Source organism: Stenotrophomonas maltophilia, assembly GCF_013464485.1.
Taxonomy (GTDB): Bacteria; Pseudomonadota; Gammaproteobacteria; order Xanthomonadales; family Xanthomonadaceae; genus Stenotrophomonas; species Stenotrophomonas maltophilia_AW.
In genome coordinates this window covers 12631-29657 of sequence record NZ_RAUX01000027.1, presented here as the reverse complement: position 1 = coordinate 29657, position 17027 = coordinate 12631, and the positions used below count along the sequence as shown (strand labels likewise).

The following is a 17027-nucleotide window of genomic DNA, read 5'->3' as shown; positions in this document are numbered from 1 at the left end:
CCATCTGCCGGATGGATCGTGCGGAAGCCGGCCAGCGGCCGGCTCTACCGGATTGCCGGGGCGCCGATCGCGCGCAGGCAGAAGCTGCAGATCGCATCCACCAGCGCGTCTTCGTCGCGGTGTGCTTCGCGGCTGGGCGCGGTGGGGCCGACCATGGCTTCGGTGAAGGCGCCGACCAGGCAGGCGGCGGCCACATGCGCGTCCTGCGCCGGCAGCTCACCGGCCGCCACGCCCTCCTCCACCAGCCGCAGGAACACGTCACCGAACGCGCGACGACCACGCATGCGTTCGGCCTCCACATCCGGGTCGACCGGTTCGACGATGAAGGCGTGCGCCAGCCCCGGCCCGGCCAGGGCGCGGCGGACGAAGGCGGTGATTGCCAGGCGCAGGCGCTCGCTGGCCACCTCCGGACCACTGGCGATGCGCTCCATGATCGCGACCTCGTGGGCCACGGCGGCATTGAGGACTTCCACGAACAGGTCGGCCTTGGACGGGAAATGCCGGTAGATCAGGCCGGTGGACACCCCCGCCTGGGTCGCCACGGCGGTCACCGGGGCATTGCGCCAGCCGCCAGTAGCGACCAGCTCACGGGTGGCCAGCAGGATCCGTTCACGGGCCCCGGCCAGGCGTTCTTCCATCAGTGCAGAGCGTTTGTAGGCCATGTTTTGATTCTGGTTTCAATTTTTGAATTTGTATTCACTTCTTACCCGAACCCCGCTACGCTGGGGTCCAATCGCCCGTGCGGGCAGCGGTCCTGCAGACCGCCGCCCGCTCCCCCGCCGGGTGCGTCCATTTCCTGCCATCCCGCCGTGGAGCCACCACAATGCACGTGCCATCCCTGAACTTCGACCTTGGCGAAGACATCGACCTGCTGCGCCAGAGCGTGGCCCATTTTGCCGCCGCCGAGGTCGCGCCGCTGGCCGCCGAGGCCGATGCCAGCAACCAGTTCCCGCTGGCGCTGTGGCCGAAGCTGGGCGAACAGGGGCTGCTGGGCCTCACCGTGGAAGAAGCATACGGCGGCACCGGCATGGGTTACCTGGCCCACGTGGTGGCGATGGAAGAAATCTCGCGCGCCTCAGGCGGCATCGGCCTGTCCTACGGCGCGCACTCCAACCTGTGCGTGAACCAGCTGCGAAAGAACGGCAACGAGGAACAGAAGCAGCGCTTCCTGCCCGACCTGTGCAGCGGCGCCAAGGTGGGCGCACTGGCGATGAGCGAGCCGGGCGCCGGTTCGGACGTGGTGTCGATGAAGCTGCGCGCCGACAAGCGCGGTGACCGCTACGTGCTCAACGGCAACAAGATGTGGATCACCAACGGCCCCGACGCCGACGTGCTGGTGGTCTACGCCAAGACTGACATGGAGGCCGGCGCCAAGGGCATCACCGCCTTCCTGGTCGAGAAGGGCATGAAGGGCTTTTCCACCGCGCAGAAGCTGGACAAGCTGGGCATGCGCTCCTCGCCCACCTGTGAACTGGTGTTCCAGGACTGCGAAGTGCCGGAAGAAAACGTGCTGGGTGCCGTCGGCGGTGGCGTGCGCGTGCTGATGTCCGGCCTGGACTACGAGCGCGTGGTGCTGTCCGGTGGCCCGCTGGGCTTGATGGCCGCGGCCATGGACGTGGTGATGCCGTACGTGCACGAGCGCCACCAGTTCGGTGAGGCGATCGGCAGCTTCCAGCTGATCCAGGCCAAGATCGCCGACATGTACGTAGGCCTGGGCGCCTGCCGCGCCTACGTGTACGCCGTGGCGCGCGCCTGCGACCAGGGCCGCACCACCCGCCAGGACGCGGCCGGTGCCATCCTGTACGCCGCCGAGAAGGCCACCTGGCTGACCGGCCAGGCGATCCAGATCCTGGGCGGCAACGGCTACATCAACGAGTACCCGACCGGCCGCTTGTGGCGCGACGCCAAGCTGTATGAGATCGGCGCCGGCACCTCGGAGATCCGCCGCATGCTGATCGGCCGCGAACTGTTCCAGCGCACCCTGTAAGGCCACCGCGATGACCGTCCTGAACAGCCAGCTGCAACCGGGCAGCGATACGTTTGAAGCCAACCGCACGGCCATGCAGGTCGTGGTCGACGACCTGCACGCCACGCTTGCCCGCACGGCACTGGGCGGCAGCGAGGCGGCACGCGCCAAGCACACCGCGCGCGGCAAACTGCTGGTGCGTGACCGCATCGATGCCCTGCTCGACCCCGGCAGCGCCTTCCTGGAAATCGCGCCGCTGGCCGCGCATGGCATGTACGACGATGCCGTGCCCGCCGCCGGCGTGGTGGCCGGCATTGGCCGCGTGAGCGGCGTGGAATGCGTGATCGTGGCCAACGACGCCACGGTGAAGGGTGGCACCTACTACCCGATGACGGTGAAGAAGCACCTGCGCGCGCAGGAGATCGCCGAGCAGAACCATCTGCCGTGCATCTACCTGGTCGACTCCGGTGGCGCCTTCCTGCCGCTGCAGGACGAGGTGTTCCCCGACCGCGATCATTTCGGCCGCATCTTCTACAACCAGGCCAACCTGTCGGCGCAGGGCATTCCGCAGATCGCGTGCGTGATGGGCAGCTGCACCGCCGGTGGCGCCTACGTGCCGGCGATGAGCGACGAGACCGTGATCGTGCGCGAGCAGGGCACGATCTTCCTGGGCGGCCCGCCGCTGGTGAAGGCCGCCACCGGTGAAGTAGTGACCGCCGAAGAACTGGGCGGCGCCGACGTGCACACGCGCATTTCCGGCGTGGCCGACCACATGGCCGACAACGACCTGCAGGCACTGGCGCGGGTACGCGCGATCATCGCCCAGCTCAACTGGCGCAAGCCGGAACCGGCAATGGCGGTGCAGGCCTGCGAAGAACCGCTGCTGCCGGCACACGAACTGTACGGCGTGATCCCGGCCGATACGCGCAAGCCCTACGACGTGCGCGAAGTAATCGCGCGACTGGTGGACGGTTCGCGTTTCGATGAGTTCAAGCCGCGCTACGGCGCAACGCTGGTCACCGGCTTTGCCCATCTGAACGGCTACCCGATCGGCATCATCGCCAACAACGGCATCCTGTTCTCCGAGTCGGCACTGAAAGGCGCGCACTTCATCGAGCTGTGCACCCAGCGCAACATCCCGCTGGTGTTCCTGCAGAACATCACCGGCTTCATGGTCGGCCGCAAGTACGAACAGGGCGGCATCGCCAAGGATGGGGCCAAGCTGGTGATGGCCGTGGCCTGCGCCAAGGTACCCAAGCTCACCGTGGTGATCGGTGGTTCGTTCGGTGCTGGCAACTACGGCATGTGCGGCCGTGCGTACTCGCCGAACTTCCTGTGGATGTGGCCCAACGCGCGCATCGGCGTGATGGGCGGCGAGCAGGCCGCCAGCGTGCTGGCCACGGTGAAGCGCGATGGCATCGAGGCCAAGGGCGGCCAGTGGCCGGCCGAAGAAGAAGATGCATTCAAGGCGCCCATCCGCGAGCAGTTCGAACAGCAGGGCCACCCCTACTACGCCAGTGCCCGCCTGTGGGATGACGGCGTGATCGATCCGGTCGATACGCGCCGTGTGCTGGCTCTGGCGCTGTCAGCCAGCCTCAACGCCGCCCCGCAGCAGACGCGCTTCGGCGTGTTCCGCATGTAATCCATGCCATGACCGAGCACGCTCCCATGAAGCCCGTTGCCATGTTCACCAAGATCCTGATCGCCAACCGTGGCGAAATCGCCTGCCGCGTGATCGCCACCTGCCGTCGCCTGGGCATCGCCACCGTGGCGGTGTATTCCGATGCCGACCGCAACGCGCGCCACGTACGCCTGGCCGACGAAGCCATCCACATCGGCCCGGCCGCCGCGCGCGAGAGCTACCTGCGCGGCGATGCCCTGCTCGACGCCGCGCGCGCAACCGGCGCGCAGGCCATCCACCCCGGCTACGGCTTCCTGTCCGAGAACGCCGATTTCGCCGACGCCTGCGCCGCCGCCGGTATCACCTTCATTGGCCCGCCGGCCGGCGCCATCCGTGCGATGGGTGACAAAAGCGCGGCCAAGGCTTTGATGGCCAAGGCCGGTGTGCCGCTGACCCCGGGCTACCACGGCGACCAGCAGGCCCCGGACTTCCTGCGTGCGCAGGCCGATGGCATCGGCTACCCGGTGCTGATCAAGGCCAGCGCCGGCGGCGGCGGCAAGGGCATGCGCAAGGTCGAGCGCAGCGAGGACTTCGTCGATGCGCTGGCCAGCTGCCAGCGCGAGGCGGCCTCGGCGTTCGGCAATGACCATGTGCTGGTCGAAAAGTATGTCGAACGCCCGCGCCATATCGAGATCCAGGTGTTCGGCGACAGCCACGGTGAGGCGGTCTACCTGTTCGAGCGCGACTGCTCGGTGCAGCGCCGCCACCAGAAGGTGCTGGAAGAAGCGCCCGCACCGGGCATGAGCGCCGAACGGCGTGCAGCAATGGGCAAGGCGGCGGTCGATGCCGCGCGCGCGGTGGGGTATGTCGGTGCCGGCACGGTGGAGTTCATCGCCGGCCCGGATGGTGATTTCTACTTCATGGAAATGAACACCCGCCTGCAGGTCGAACACCCGGTGACCGAATACATCACCGGTACCGACCTGGTGGAGTGGCAACTGCGCGTGGCTTCGGGCCAGCCGTTGCCGCTACGCCAGGACCAGCTGGCCATCCACGGCCATGCCATCGAAGCACGGCTGTACGCAGAAGATGCCGACCGCGGCTTCCTGCCGTCCACCGGCACCCTGCGCCGCCTGCGCCTGCCGATCCCGTCGGCCAACGTGCGCGTGGATACCGGCGTGGAGGAAGGGGACAGCATCACCCCGTACTACGACCCGATGATCGCCAAGCTGATCGTCTGGGACGTGGACCGCGACGCCGCGCTGCGCCGCATGAGCCAGGCCCTGGCCGACTGCCAGGTGGTGGGCGTGACCACCAATGCCGGTTTCCTGCGCCGGCTGGTGAACACCGATTCGTTTGCCCACGCCAAGCTGGATACCGCGCTGATCGAACGCGAACAGGGGGCGTTGAGCGCGGTGGGCGACACCGATGACGCCCTGTGGCAGCTGGCCGCCGTGACTGCGGTTGCAAGCGCTGCGGATGCCAGCACCGACGCGCGCGACCCGCATTCGCCGTGGCAGGCCCAGGACGGCTGGCGCCTCGGCGCATCGGCACCGCGCGTGCTGCCGCTGCAGCAGGGCGAACGCAAGCACACGCTGAAGGTATGGGCGCTGGCCGATGGCTGGCGCGTGCAGCGCGATGACGGCGCGCCGGTGCAGGTGATCGGCACGGCCGATGCGCAGCGTCTGTCAGTGCAGTTGGATGGCCGCCGCTGGCAGCTGCAGTTGCTGCGCGAAGGCGACCAGCTGTACCTGTTCGGTGCCGATGGCCAGCACCGCTTCACCCTGCACGACCCAGTAGGCGAGTCGGACCACGCCGTGGCCGATGCCGGCAGCCTGCTGGCACCGATGCCCGGGAAGATCGTGGCCACGCTGGTCGCCGCCGGCACCGAGGTCAAGCGCGGTACGCCGCTGGTGGTGCTGGAGGCGATGAAGATGGAGCACACCCTGCAGGCACCGGCCGACGGCACGGTAAAAGGCTATCGCGCCAAGGCCGGCGACCAGGTGGGTGACGGGGCGGTGCTGGTGGATTTCGAAGCGGCGTGAATGCCGGGCGACGGCCGCTCAGCAGCCGTCGCCCACCACTATCCGGCCAGCGGGATCGAATTCGGCGGTGTCCAGCGTGGCACTGCGCCAGCCCAGGCCGCAGATGGCCATCGCGCTCTGGCCGATGCCATCGAAACCGAATGCACGATCGACATCGGCATCGTTGATGGCTGCGGTGACGAACGCCGCCAGTCCACGTTCAGTCGCGCACAGGTACAGCAGCTGCGAGATGTGGCCGACATCCAGCGTCACCGCACGGTGCGCCTTGGCATGGTTGCGGTATTTCCAGAAACAGCGGTCATAGCGCGGCGCCAGCACCAGCAGCGCCGGCGCATCGGCGAACCACTCCTGACCGGACAGCATCCGCCGTGCCAGCGCGGGCAATGCGTCAGGCGGCGGCGAGGGCAACGGCAGTACCGCGTGCTGCACGGGGTGGTAGTGGTACAGCCCCGGTGCCAGCCCCTCCACGTTCTGTACCAGCAGAAAACCTTCGGTGGGATGCAGGCCGCCGCCGGAGGGCACGTTCTTCTTCAGGAACTCGGTATCGCGCTCGACCTTCTGCACGGCGTGGGCCATCAGCGTGCGCTGCAGTACCTGGGCCAGTAGCGGCAGCGGCAGCGCGCGCTGCGGGTCGAAATTGCGGCAGGTGGTGCGGCGTGCCAGCAGTTCGTCGAACGCAGCCTCTTCGCTGCGCGGCAGCGGCTGGTAGTCGCCCTGCATGGGCTGCACCACCGGCGGCGGCGGCCCCAGCCGCTGGCGCAGGCCGGCGGCGGTGTCCAGGCCCTGCCGTCGCATGTCCTCCACGCTGTCCACGGCCTGCCAGCGCGCGTGGCGATGGGCCAGCGCGGCCAGCGGCCACCACTGGCTGCGCCGTAGCGCCTCGTCGCGCATCTGGTGCCCTACCTCGCTGGGCGGATCGGTCAGCAGCAGGCCCTGCTCGACCAGGCGCGCCACCATGGCCGGGGAGGCATCGGCGGGCGGTTCACTCCATCGGTGCGCGCTGAGCTCGCCAAGCAGCTGGCGTTCCCCGGCATCCACCGGCAGGGGCTGGTCCAGATGGGCAGCCAACGCCACCCAGCTGATCTGGCTGTCCATCTCAGCGTGGCCGGCCAGCATCGCGCGCAGGTCCAGGGTGACCGACTCGCGGGGCTCGAACATCAGGCTGGCGCAACGGCGCAAGCGCATGGGATTCCTTCCTTCTGCCGCAGAACCGGCATAGCAGCAACGACCGCAGCGCGGCCAACTTTAGCAGCGTGCACGCTACGGCCCTCAATGGCAGGCTGTCGCGGCCGATACGAGAAACTCAACCTACGGACGATTCCCATGAGCACCCATCCCCGCCTTTCCGCCGCAGACGCCAGCACCCTGCTGGACCACCTGATCGGCAACGACGATTTCCGCAGCCACTTCACCGCATCACCGGGCAAAGCCCTGGCCTCGATCGGGCTGGACGGTGCCGTTGGCGAGAACGACTGCATGAAGATCGGCACCCTGGCTTCGGTCGAGGAGCTGCGCCAGGTGCGCGACGGGCTGCAGGCCCACCTGTCCGGGTCGGTGGCGGCCATGACCGTGGTGTTCTGCTTCGAAGCAGGCAAGGTCGGCGAGCGCATCGGCTGACCCACCTTCAGGGCGCGCCGGTTGTCGCCGGCGTTGCCCACGTGGAAACGTCATGCACGTTCAGGGGCTGCCAAATCTGCAGGGCGGTCACCTCGGCAATGGCCTGGCCGCGATGCTGGGCCAGCCAGGCCTGCTGACGTCGCACAGCGGCTTCATTACCCTGCGCGCGCAGCGCGAGCAGTAGCACCACGTGCGCCTGGACCGGCTCGCTGCCATCGAGCATCGGCTCGATCAGAGTACGGGCAGCATCCGGTCGCTGCATGTGCAGTTCATCCACTGCGCTGACGATGCGCAGCCAGCGGTCCGCCACCGGGCTACGCAGGCTGCGCAGCAGCGGGCGCTGCTCCTCCAGCCAGCGCTTGGCCTGCCCGAACTGGCCCTGCCGCTGCGCCAAGTGGACCAGCGCCAACCACTGCAGGCCACGGGCATGCAACATGGGATCATCGCGCTCCTTCAGCATCGGCTGCAGCAATGCCGCAATGGCCTGCAGCTCGGCCCGGTCCGCGGTCGGGCACAGGGCCGCCACACTGGCATGCTGCAGGCGTTGCTGCACCTGGAGATCGACCAGCGCCGGCACCGCTGCATCTTCGCGTACCGCCTGTTGCATGGCAGCGCAATTGCGCTGCGCGGCTGCCAGTAGCAGCTGCGCACGCAGCTTCATGCGTTGCTGCAGCTCATCGGTGGCATGGATCTGTGGCAACAGTTGCGCTGCCTTCGCGTACTGCCCCTGCGCCACCAGCACATCCACACCCGTCTCGTCGGCGTCATCCCGGCCACGCAGGACTTGTGCCTGGGCCAGTGTTTCGGCGGCCAGGTGCGGCTGGTTGGCGGCAATCTGTATCCGCACCAGATGGACCAGCGGATACAGCCGCAGCGGGTCCTGCGGCACCGCGGCCGCCCTCGCATAGGGTTCAGCCTCGCTGAACTGGTTGGCCTGCAGGAGGTACCAGGATGTGTTGGACAGCCCGGCAAACGAATCCGGGTAGACCTTGGCCAGCGTGCGCCATTGCTCCAGCGCCCATCCCCCTGGCTCCAGCTCGGCCATCCATGCCTTCAGATACAGCCGCTCGCGTGGCGGGAGGCGATCCTGGAGGTCCAGTGCATGTTGCATGGCGTCGCGTGCGCGCCGCCCTTCCTCAACGCGCGCGTGCAGCTTGGCCACGCCCATGTAGGCCAGGGCGAAACCGGGGTCGATGTCGATCGCGGCCTGGTAGAGGTTGCGTGCCTCCTCAAAGCGGCGCTGGCCCAGCGCGCTCTCGGCCAGGGCGAACGCACGCAGTGCGCGCAGGTCCTGGGTCGATGCCCGAGGCAATGGCAACGACTGTTCCAGGCTTGCCACCGACTCACCCAGTCCGCGGCGCAGGCGCCCGACCACGTCGTCCACCGCGAATACCATCTGGTCGGATCGGTCCGCGCTGGCGGTAAACGTCTGGATCACCTGGCCACTGCCCGGCGCTGCAACGTCGATGGCGAGCTCGTAGCCGCCGATCTTCTGCCGCACCGTTGGCAACAGCACGGCGCGTGCGCCTTCACGTACGGCAACATCGACGGCAGTATCCCGGTTGAGCCGGGTGTCGCCCGAGAGCCGTGCCATCTCCAGGCTTTCGCGGATCTTGCCCTCGGACAGCACGTTCACGTAGCGCGACTGCTCCAGCGCGATCCGGATCGCATGCCGCATCGAGTCGTCGAAGATCGGGTCGCCGGTGAGGTTGTCCACGTCCCCCAGCACCACCCAGTCACGCTCGGCGAACGCGATCGCCGGTTCCGGCCGCAGCAGCAGCCAGCCGCCCAGCACCGCCACAGTCAGCACCAAGCCTTGGGCGGCGAGCACCAGCGGCTGACGCCACAGCGGCAGGTCGCGGCGTGCCTTGGCATTGGCACGCGGCATGCGCAACGGCGCCGAACCGATCTCGCCCACTTCGATCACTTCCTGCACCACCGGCACGCCCTTGAAGCGCCAGCGGCCGTGTGATTTCCACAGCAGGCGCGGGCCACGTTCACCCAGCGCATCAGTGGCACGGCGGGTGAGCGATTCGGCCACGGCCGACAGCAGGATCTGGCCAGGCCGTGCCAGCATCATCAGCCGCGCCGCCATCGGCTTGGCCAGGCCTTCCACCTCCATCGACTTGGCGCCGGCCCGGATGGCCTCTGCACTGTTTTCCCAGGTCAGCACGTCACCCACGTGCAGGCCTGCACGCGCGCGCAGTTCGATCTCGCGCTGCTGGCCCAGCGCATGCAGTTCACGCTGGTAGTCCAGGGCGAAACCCAGCGCATCGACCGCGCGCTCGAACAGCATGAACAGGCCATCGGAGCGGTCGATCAGCTGGCCGTTCCAGCGGTGCTGCAATATCAGCACCAGGCGGTCGTGTTCCTGGAACAGGCTCGCTGCCGCCACATCGCCGATCCGCTCGACCAACTGCAGCGAATCACACAGATCGGTGAACAGCAGGGCGCGCAGCTGGGGGCTACGCGGGGCTGACGTTCCGTTGTCGCCATTCATCGCCTGCATCTCCCTATGGGCCGTCCGGATCAACCGCCCAGCGCAGGCAGTTGCCACCATCGCGCTTGGCCTGGTACAGCGCACGGTCCGCATGGGCGTACCACTCGCTCCAGCCTGCTTCCGGTGCCAGCAGGCTGGCACCAATGCTGACCAGGCTGACGTGCGGCGTGCCATGGTTGCGCTCGAGCAGGCCGTGCACCGCGCTGAGAATGAACTCGGCCGCGTGCTGCACGATCTCATGATTGCCACGGCGCAGGATCAGGCAGAACTCATCACCGCCCAGGCGACAGGCCAGGTCCTGCTCACCGGCCATCGAGCGCAGGATGTTGCCCATGCTCTGCAGCACGCGGTCACCGGCCTGGTGGCCGTGACGATCGTTGATCTGCTTGAAGCGATCGCAGTCGATCAGCAGCAGTGCCTGCGGCTGCCCATCGCCATCGCCATCGGCACGGCATTCCTGCAGATACAGGGTCAGGCCGCGGCGGTTGTGCAGACCGGTCAGCTCATCGGTACGCACCAGCTCACGGGTGTGGGTCAACTGGTGGGTGGTGATGTACAGGTTGTCCAGCGCGGTTTCCAGATCATGGTTGCGCCGGCGCAACTGGCTGATCAGGGCCTGCTCGTTGGTCAGCACGCGCATGATCGTGCGGCGCAGGAAATAGGCGACCAGGCCGGGATCGGATTCGACCAGCCGATGGAAATCGGCCGGCCCCAGCTCCAGCACTTCACAGTCGGCCAGCGCACGTGCACTGGCGCTGCGCAGGTGATCGCCGACCAGCAGGCCAAGCTCACCGAAGAACTCATGCTGGCCGAGCGTCTTGATCACCAGGTCCTCGCCGAAGTCCAGTTCGATCTGGCCTTCGAGGATCACATACATCCGTTCACCGCGATGCCCACGCTGGAACAACCACTGTCCGGCATGAAGCTTGCATGGACGGGCGAATCTGGCGAACAATGCGACTTCGGCATCGGACAGCAGCGCGTGCACGATCTCGGCCATCGCCACCCGGGCGATACCTGTCGTCACATCACTGTTCTCGGCCGCACCCCTGCCGGTCATTCCCTGCACCCGCCGCCAGCGTCCCCTGGTGAGCCGCGGAGCATAGCACCGCTTTAAAGTGTGCGCCCTATCTCATTTTGACCCCTCTGCCGATCTTGATTGATGTGAAGATCGGTGGTGGCCCGTTCTGGTCACGGGTGTCCGGGCAAAACCCCTGCTGGATCAATTCGATGCCGGGTTTCACAGGGTTTTGGCCAAGTTGCCGGCACACGGGGTGCGCCGGATTGACGCTGCCCGCATTCGCAGCGGTTCCATCGATACAACAACGCCGGCAGGTCCCCCGACCGGCCGGCGTTGTCTGGCCCTTCCCTGGCCACCCTGATCGGATTTCGAGGCTTCGGTAGAGCCGGCCGCTGGCCGGCTTCCCTGTGGTGCCCGGAGGATCACATGGTTGCCGGCCATCGGCCGGCATTACGGATCACGCGGCGCGTTCGCTGCGCCCGCCGTGGAACTGTTCTTCCTCGGTCGAGCCGGTCAGTGCAGTGGTCGAGGACTGGCCCTGCTGGATCGCCTGGGTGACCGCATCGAAGTAGCCGGTGCCGACCTCGCGCTGGTGCTTGACCGCAGTGAAGCCACGCTCGGCGGCTTCGAACTCGGCTTCCTGCAGTTCTACGAAGGCACTCATCTGGCGGCGTGCATAGCCGTGGGCCAGGTTGAACATGCCGTAGTTCAGCGCGTGGAAACCGGCCAGGGTGATGAACTGGAACTTGTAGCCGTAGCTGCCCAGTTCACGCTGGAACTTGGCGATGGTGGCGTCGTCCAGGTTCTTCTTCCAGTTGAAGCTGGGCGAGCAGTTGTAGGCCAGCAGCTTGCCGGGGAACTTCGCATGGATTGCCTCGGCGAACTTGCGGGCGAACTCCAGGTCCGGCTTGCCGGTCTCGCACCACACCAGGTCGGCATAGGGCGCATACGCCAGGCCGCGGCTGATCGCCTGGTCCAGGCCATTGCGCGTCTTGTAGAACCCTTCCACGGTGCGCTCGCCGGTGGCGAACGGCTTGTCGTTGCCGTCGATGTCGCTGGTCAGCAGGTCGGCGGCTTCGGCATCGGTACGCGCCACCAGCAGGGTCGGCACGCCCAGCACGTCGGCGGCCAGGCGCGCGGCATTGAGCTTCTCGATCGCCTCGCGGGTCGGCACCAGCACCTTGCCGCCCATGTGGCCGCACTTCTTCACCGAGGCCAGCTGGTCCTCGAAGTGCACGCCGGCGGCACCGGCCTCGATCATCGCCTTCATCAGTTCGAAGGCATTGAGCACGCCGCCGAAACCGGCCTCGGCGTCGGCCACGATCGGCTGCAGGAAATCGATATCGTCCTTGCCTTCGGCGTGGTGCAGTTGGTCGGCGCGCAGCAGCGTGTTGTTGATGCGCTTGACAACCGCCGGCACCGAATCGGCCGGGTACAGCGACTGGTCCGGATACATCTGGCCGGCCAGGTTGGCGTCGGCCGCCACCTGCCAGCCGGACAGGTAGATCGCTTTCAGGCCAGCCTTGACCTGCTGCATGGCCTGGTTGCCGGTCAGTGCACCCAGCGCGTTGACGAACTCGCGCTCATGCAGCGACGCCCACAGCTTCTCCGCACCCAGGCGGGCCAGCGAATGCTCGATGTGGACGGTGCCGCGCAGGCGCACCACGTCGGCGGCGCTGTAGTTGCGCTGGATGCCTTCCCAACGCGGGTTGGTATCCCAGTCGTGCTGGATCTGTTCGGCAGTGGGCAGCTTGCTCATGTCTTTCTCCAGTTCGGTTCGTGCGTGCAGCGGGGAGGGAAACGGCGGGATGGCGGGCAGTCGGTCAGTCGATGCGCGCGTAGGCCGGCAGGGTCAGGAAATCGGTCAGTTCGTTGCTGCGGCTCAGTTCGCCCAGCAGGGCGATGGCTTCGCCGATGCGGGCGCCACCGGGCAAAGCAGTGGTATCGCCCAGCCGTGCCGGGAGTTGCGCCAGCGTGGCGTCGAGCAGGGCCAGGTCGATCGCAGTGCCATCGTCCAGCTGCTGGCCCGGCGTATGCAGCCACTGCCAGAGCTGGCTGCGGCTGATCTCGGCGGTGGCCGCGTCTTCCATCAGGTGATGGATCGGCACGCAACCGTTGCCATCCAGCCATGCGGCCAGGTAGCGCACGCAGACTTCCACGTTGCCTTCGAAGCCGGCGCGGGTGATGGTGCCCGGTGGCCGCGCGATCAGCTCATCGCGACCGACGCGCACGTCCTGGCGCAGCACGCTGTGCTGGTTCGCGGTAGGCATGTGCTCATCGAAGATGGCCATCGCCACCGGAATCAGCGCCGGGTGCGCGACCCAGGTGCCGTCGTGGCCGGCAGTGACTTCGCGCAGCTTGTCCGCGCGCACGCGGGCCATCGCCTGTTCGTTGGCGGCGGCATCGTTGTTGATCGGGATCTGCGCGGCCATGCCACCCATCGCATGCGCACCACGGCGATGGCAGGTCTGGATCAGCAGTTCCGAGTACGCCTTCAGGAACGGCTGGGTCATGGTCACCTGGCCGCGCTCGGGCAGCACGCGGTCGGCATGGCGGCGGAAGGTCTTCAGGTACGAGAAGATGTAATCCCAGCGCCCGCAGTTCAGGCCGACGATGCGGTCACGCAGCGCGTGCAGGATCTCGTCCATCTCGAACACCGCCGGCAGCGTTTCGATCAGCACGGTCACCTTGATCTGGCCGTGCGGCAGGCCGAGCATGCCTTCGATGTGCGACAGCGCGGTCTCCCACAGCGCCGCCTCTTCCATGCTTTGCAGCTTGGGCAGGTAGAAGTACGGGCCGCGGTCCTTGGCCTGCAGGGTGCGGGCGTTGTGGAAGGCGAACACCGCCGCGTCGAACAGGCCGCCGGCGATGAACTGGCCATCGATGCGCACGTGCTTCTCGTCCAGATGCCAGCCGCGCGGGCGCACGATCAGCACGGCCTGTTCGTCGTACGGGCGCAGGGTGTAGTGCTTGCCATTGGCGGCGGTGAATTCCAGATCACCACGCACTGCTGCCGCCAGCGACTGCTGGCCGGCCAGCAGGTTGCGCCAGGTCGGCGAGGTCGAATCCTCGAAGTCGGCCATGAACACCTTGGCGCCCGAGTTCAGCGCGTTGATGACCATCTTCGGGTCGGTCGGGCCGGTGATCTCGACGCGGCGGTCCTGCAGCGCGGCCGGCAGCGGCGCGACGGTCCAGTCGCCGCTGCGAATGGCGGCAGTGTCATCGCGGAAATCCGGCAGGCCGCCCTGGTCGAAGAACGCCTGGCGCTCGCGGCGTGCCTGCAGCCGTGCCTGCCGGCCCGGTTCCACCGCGCGGTGCAGCGACACCAGCAGCGCCAGCAGCGGCGCCGGCAGCACGGTGTCCTGGCCGGCCACGCGGGTCGCCAGGGCGATACCGGGGGTGGCCTTGCTGGCAGGAGTGGGAACAGCGGAAGCGACGGCGGACATGAGGCGACTCCAGCAATGGGGGAACGTCTCCACGGTGCCGCCGGGGCCGAGTATTTGGCAAAACAGTTTTTGCAATGCTCTACATAAATTGTGCTAATACTTGTAACGCCATGACCACGCGCCCCTCGCCAAGTCCGCGTTTTTCCTACAAATCCGACCGGTTGAAGCCGCTGCGCGCGTTCTGCCAGACGGTGCGCCTGGGCTCGGTCTCACGGGCGGCTGAGGCGCTTTTTGTCAGCCAGCCCGCCATCAGCCTGCAGTTGCAGGCGCTGGAGCGTGAGCTGGGGGTACCGTTGTTCGAGCGCAGCGGGCGACGGCTGGTGCCCAGCCGCGAGGGCCAACTGCTGTATGAAATGGCGCAGCCGCTGGTGGAAAACCTGGATGGGCTGGAGGCGCGCTTTCGCGACAAGGTGCGCGGGCTGGACGCCGGCGAGCTGAACATCGCCGCCAACAGCTCGACCATCCTGTACCTGCTGCCGAAGATCGTCGAACGCTTCCGGACGCACCATCCGGACGTGCGCCTGACCCTGCACAACGCGATCAGCGCCGATGGCACCGACCTGCTGCGCGAGGATGCCGCCGACCTCGCAATCGGTTCGATGACCGATGTGCCGGCCGACCTCAGCTACGCCCCGGCCTACCGTTTCGAGCAGGTGCTGATCGCGCCGCACGATCATCCGCTGGCCAGCGGTGGCGAGCTGGAGCTGGCCGACATCGCCCGCCATCCGCTGGTGCTGCCACCGAAGCGGCAGATCACCTACCGCCTGGTCGACCAGGTGTTCCAGCGCCATCGCATCGCCTACACCGTAGCCCTGGAGGTCGGTGGCTGGGAGGTGATCAAGCAGTACGTGGCGATGGGCATGGGTATTTCCATCGTGCCGGCGCTGTGCCTGAACGAGGCCGACCACGAGCGGCTGGCGGCGCGCTCGATGAAGCGCTGGTTCCCCGAGCGCAGCTATGGCGTGATCGTGCGACGTGGCAAGGCGTTGTCGGCGCAGGCGCGGGCGTTCATCGAGCTGATCCAGCCGGAGTTGTTCAGTCCGCGCGACTACGACCAGAGCGGGCATTCAGAGCGGTGAGAGGTGCTCGGCAGGGCTGCGCCCTGCACCTGCCGAATCAACGTCAACGTCAAAAGCGGGCATTCCGTGGGATGGCGGGGTGGGTGTCGACCTTGGTCGACACGGTAGATCAACGCCATGCGTGGATGCCTTCGATCCACCGGGGTCAAAGCCCGCCGCTGCGCAACGGGATCTGACCCCCACTTCCGACCCCATTTCCCGCTGGCGATGAATAGACTGGCCCCATGTCCATCGAACTCCGCCACCTTCGCTACTTCCTCGCCGTTGCCGACACGCTGCACTTCGGCCAGGCGGCCGAGCGGCTGGGCATGTCACAGCCGCCGCTCAGCCAGCAGATCCGCCAGCTGGAAGAACTGATCGGCGCGCGCCTGTTCGTGCGCAGCCATCGCCGGGTGCAGCTGACGCCTGCGGGCGAGCTGCTGCAGGAACGTGCGCGCGCCATCGTGCAGCAGGTGGAAGCGGCGGTGGACGAGGTGCAGCGCGCGCAGCGCGGCGAGCAGGGCGAGCTGCACATCGGGCTGACCCGGGCCACGCCGCTGTCGCCGCAGATTCCGCGCTCGATCCTGCATTACCGGCAGCAATACCCGCAGGTGCGGTTGCAGCTGAGCGAGATGAACACGTTGCAGCAGATCGATGCGCTGCTCGATGGCAGCCTGGACGTGGGCATCATCCGCAAGCGCGCGCTGCCGCCGGAACTGGTGGCGCACAGCCTGTTCGTCGATCCGCTGGCGTTAATCGTCCATGCCGGCCACCCTGCCCTGCATCGGCTCTCGAAGCAGGGCACACTGTCGCTGCACGATTTCGCACAGGAGCCGTTCGTGGCGTTCCGTCGCAGTGCCGGCGCCGGCATCCACGACCACATGATCGCGCTGTGTGCGGCTGCCGGATTCACGCCGCGCATCGTGCAGGAAGCGGGTGAAGCCTCAACGCTGATCAGTCTGGCCGCCGCGGGCTTGGGCGCGGCCATCCTGCCGTCGTCGTGCGATCACATCCGGGTGGAAGGATCGCGCTTCGTGGCACTGGCCGATGCTGGTGCGCATTCGGAAGTGCAGCTGGCATGGCATCGCGAACGGGTGACACCCCTGATCCGCAATTTCGCCACGCTGCTGCGCTCGGCATTCGCGGGTAGAGTCGACTGTTAGTCGACTATCGCGCGCAGCACGGGATTTTTGCGGTCTGATCGAAGAGCAGTCGACCAACAGTCGACTCTACCTCGGCAGGCGCCGATGCTATCGGAGGTGCAGCTGGCCTGGCATCGGAAACGGGTAACGCCGTTGATCCGCAATTTCGCCACGCTGCTGCGCGCGGCGTTHGCCGGTAGAGTCGACTGTTAGTCGACTTTCGCGCGCAGCGCGGGATTTTTGCGGTCTGATCGAAGAGCAGTCGACCAACAGTCGACTCTACCTCGGCAGGCGCCGATGCTATCGGAGGTGCAGCTGGCCTGGCATCGGAAACGGGTAACGCCGTTGATCCGCAATTTCGCCACGCTGCTGCGCGCGGCGTTHGCCGGTAGAGTCGACTGTTAGTCGACTTTCGCGCGCAGCGCGGGATTTTTGCGGTCTGATCGAAGAGCAGTCGACCAACAGTCGACTCTACCTCGGCAGGCGCCGATGCTATCGGAGGTGCAGCTGGCCTGGCATCGGAAACGGGTAACGCCGTTGATCCGCAATTTCGCCACGCTGCTGCGCGCGGCGTTYGCCGGTAGAGTCGACTGTTAGTCGACTTTCGCGCG

The 17027-nt window shown here is 67.1% G+C and carries 12 protein-coding genes and 1 pseudogene; 7 read left to right on the top strand and 6 right to left on the bottom strand.

Annotation, left to right across the window (positions count from 1 at the left end):
- Positions 1-44 precede the first annotated feature (44 nt).
- The gene (locus tag D7Y61_RS12115; protein WP_180866446.1) at positions 45-662 is read right to left on the bottom strand and encodes a TetR/AcrR family transcriptional regulator; all 618 of its coding nucleotides are present in this window, start codon (positions 660-662) and stop codon (positions 45-47) included.
- A 161-nt stretch (positions 663-823) separates the two neighbouring features.
- Here D7Y61_RS12115 and D7Y61_RS12110 point away from each other — a divergent pair, with 161 nt between their 5' ends.
- The 3 genes from D7Y61_RS12110 to D7Y61_RS12100 are packed head-to-tail and all read left to right on the top strand — an operon-like array spanning position 824 to position 5632.
- A complete protein-coding gene (locus D7Y61_RS12110; protein ID WP_180866445.1) occupies positions 824-1987 on the top strand; it encodes an isovaleryl-CoA dehydrogenase in 1164 nt (387 codons plus the stop codon).
- 10 nt (positions 1988-1997) lie between these two features.
- Positions 1998-3608, top strand: a complete 1611-nt coding sequence (locus D7Y61_RS12105) for a carboxyl transferase domain-containing protein (protein ID WP_180866444.1) — start codon at positions 1998-2000, stop codon at positions 3606-3608.
- Between the two features lie 8 nt (positions 3609-3616).
- Positions 3617-5632, top strand: coding sequence for an acetyl-CoA carboxylase biotin carboxylase subunit (locus D7Y61_RS12100; protein ID WP_430543708.1), 2016 nt, complete (start codon positions 3617-3619; stop codon positions 5630-5632).
- A gap of 18 nt (positions 5633-5650) precedes the next feature.
- Here the strand turns inward: D7Y61_RS12100 and D7Y61_RS12095 are convergent, their stop codons facing one another.
- A complete protein-coding gene (locus D7Y61_RS12095) occupies positions 5651-6817 on the bottom strand; it encodes a putative peptide maturation dehydrogenase (RefSeq protein WP_180866442.1) in 1167 nt (388 codons plus the stop codon).
- A gap of 138 nt (positions 6818-6955) precedes the next feature.
- On the opposite strand from D7Y61_RS12095, the gene D7Y61_RS12090 reads away from it, so the two are divergent.
- Positions 6956-7249, top strand: a complete 294-nt coding sequence (locus D7Y61_RS12090; RefSeq protein ID WP_180866441.1) for an NHLP-related RiPP peptide — start codon at positions 6956-6958, stop codon at positions 7247-7249.
- A gap of 7 nt (positions 7250-7256) precedes the next feature.
- Here the strand turns inward: D7Y61_RS12090 and D7Y61_RS12085 are convergent, their stop codons facing one another.
- The 4 genes from D7Y61_RS12085 to aceB form a co-directional block, all read right to left on the bottom strand.
- The gene (locus D7Y61_RS12085) at positions 7257-9749 is read right to left on the bottom strand and encodes a putative peptide modification system cyclase (RefSeq protein ID WP_258010347.1); all 2493 of its coding nucleotides are present in this window, start codon (positions 9747-9749) and stop codon (positions 7257-7259) included.
- Between the two features lie 13 nt (positions 9750-9762).
- Positions 9763-10809 (bottom strand): GGDEF domain-containing protein, encoded by a 1047-nt coding sequence (locus tag D7Y61_RS12080; protein ID WP_180866439.1) that lies wholly within the window; start codon positions 10807-10809, stop codon positions 9763-9765.
- Positions 10810-11227: 418 nt separating this feature from the next.
- On the bottom strand, positions 11228-12529 hold the full coding sequence (gene aceA, locus D7Y61_RS12075; protein ID WP_004153647.1) for an isocitrate lyase: 1302 nt from the start codon (positions 12527-12529) through the stop codon (positions 11228-11230).
- Positions 12530-12593: 64 nt separating this feature from the next.
- Positions 12594-14216 carry a malate synthase A gene (aceB, locus tag D7Y61_RS12070; protein ID WP_180866438.1) on the bottom strand — a complete coding sequence of 541 codons (1623 nt, stop codon included), beginning with the start codon at positions 14214-14216 and terminating at the stop codon, positions 12594-12596.
- A 110-nt stretch (positions 14217-14326) separates the two neighbouring features.
- Between aceB and D7Y61_RS12065 the strand changes: the two genes are divergently transcribed.
- The 3 genes and pseudogenes from D7Y61_RS12065 to D7Y61_RS22780 form a co-directional block, all read left to right on the top strand.
- Positions 14327-15295 carry a LysR family transcriptional regulator gene (locus D7Y61_RS12065; protein WP_180866437.1) on the top strand — a complete coding sequence of 323 codons (969 nt, stop codon included), beginning with the start codon at positions 14327-14329 and terminating at the stop codon, positions 15293-15295.
- A gap of 224 nt (positions 15296-15519) precedes the next feature.
- A complete protein-coding gene (locus tag D7Y61_RS12060; RefSeq protein WP_180866436.1) occupies positions 15520-16437 on the top strand; it encodes a LysR family transcriptional regulator in 918 nt (305 codons plus the stop codon).
- A gap of 474 nt (positions 16438-16911) precedes the next feature.
- Positions 16912-17013, top strand: a pseudogene (locus D7Y61_RS22780) (LysR family transcriptional regulator); the annotation flags it as partial.
- Positions 17014-17027 lie beyond the last annotated feature (14 nt).

What these genes read in the sequence shown, in the direction of transcription:
- D7Y61_RS12115 (WP_180866446.1), bottom strand. Translation starts at nt 662, where the DNA reads ATGGCCTACAAACGCTCTGCACTGATGGAAGAACGCCTGGCCGGGGCC.
- D7Y61_RS12110 (WP_180866445.1), top strand. Translation starts at nt 824, where the DNA reads ATGCACGTGCCATCCCTGAACTTCGACCTTGGCGAAGACATCGACCTG.
- D7Y61_RS12105 (WP_180866444.1), top strand. Translation starts at nt 1,998, where the DNA reads ATGACCGTCCTGAACAGCCAGCTGCAACCGGGCAGCGATACGTTTGAA.
- D7Y61_RS12100 (WP_430543708.1), top strand. Translation starts at nt 3,617, where the DNA reads ATGACCGAGCACGCTCCCATGAAGCCCGTTGCCATGTTCACCAAGATC.
- D7Y61_RS12095 (WP_180866442.1), bottom strand. Translation starts at nt 6,817, where the DNA reads ATGCGCTTGCGCCGTTGCGCCAGCCTGATGTTCGAGCCCCGCGAGTCG.
- D7Y61_RS12090 (WP_180866441.1), top strand. Translation starts at nt 6,956, where the DNA reads ATGAGCACCCATCCCCGCCTTTCCGCCGCAGACGCCAGCACCCTGCTG.
- D7Y61_RS12085 (WP_258010347.1), bottom strand. Translation starts at nt 9,749, where the DNA reads ATGAATGGCGACAACGGAACGTCAGCCCCGCGTAGCCCCCAGCTGCGC.
- D7Y61_RS12080 (WP_180866439.1), bottom strand. Translation starts at nt 10,809, where the DNA reads ATGACCGGCAGGGGTGCGGCCGAGAACAGTGATGTGACGACAGGTATC.
- aceA (WP_004153647.1), bottom strand. Translation starts at nt 12,529, where the DNA reads ATGAGCAAGCTGCCCACTGCCGAACAGATCCAGCACGACTGGGATACC.
- aceB (WP_180866438.1), bottom strand. Translation starts at nt 14,216, where the DNA reads ATGTCCGCCGTCGCTTCCGCTGTTCCCACTCCTGCCAGCAAGGCCACC.
- D7Y61_RS12065 (WP_180866437.1), top strand. Translation starts at nt 14,327, where the DNA reads ATGACCACGCGCCCCTCGCCAAGTCCGCGTTTTTCCTACAAATCCGAC.
- D7Y61_RS12060 (WP_180866436.1), top strand. Translation starts at nt 15,520, where the DNA reads ATGTCCATCGAACTCCGCCACCTTCGCTACTTCCTCGCCGTTGCCGAC.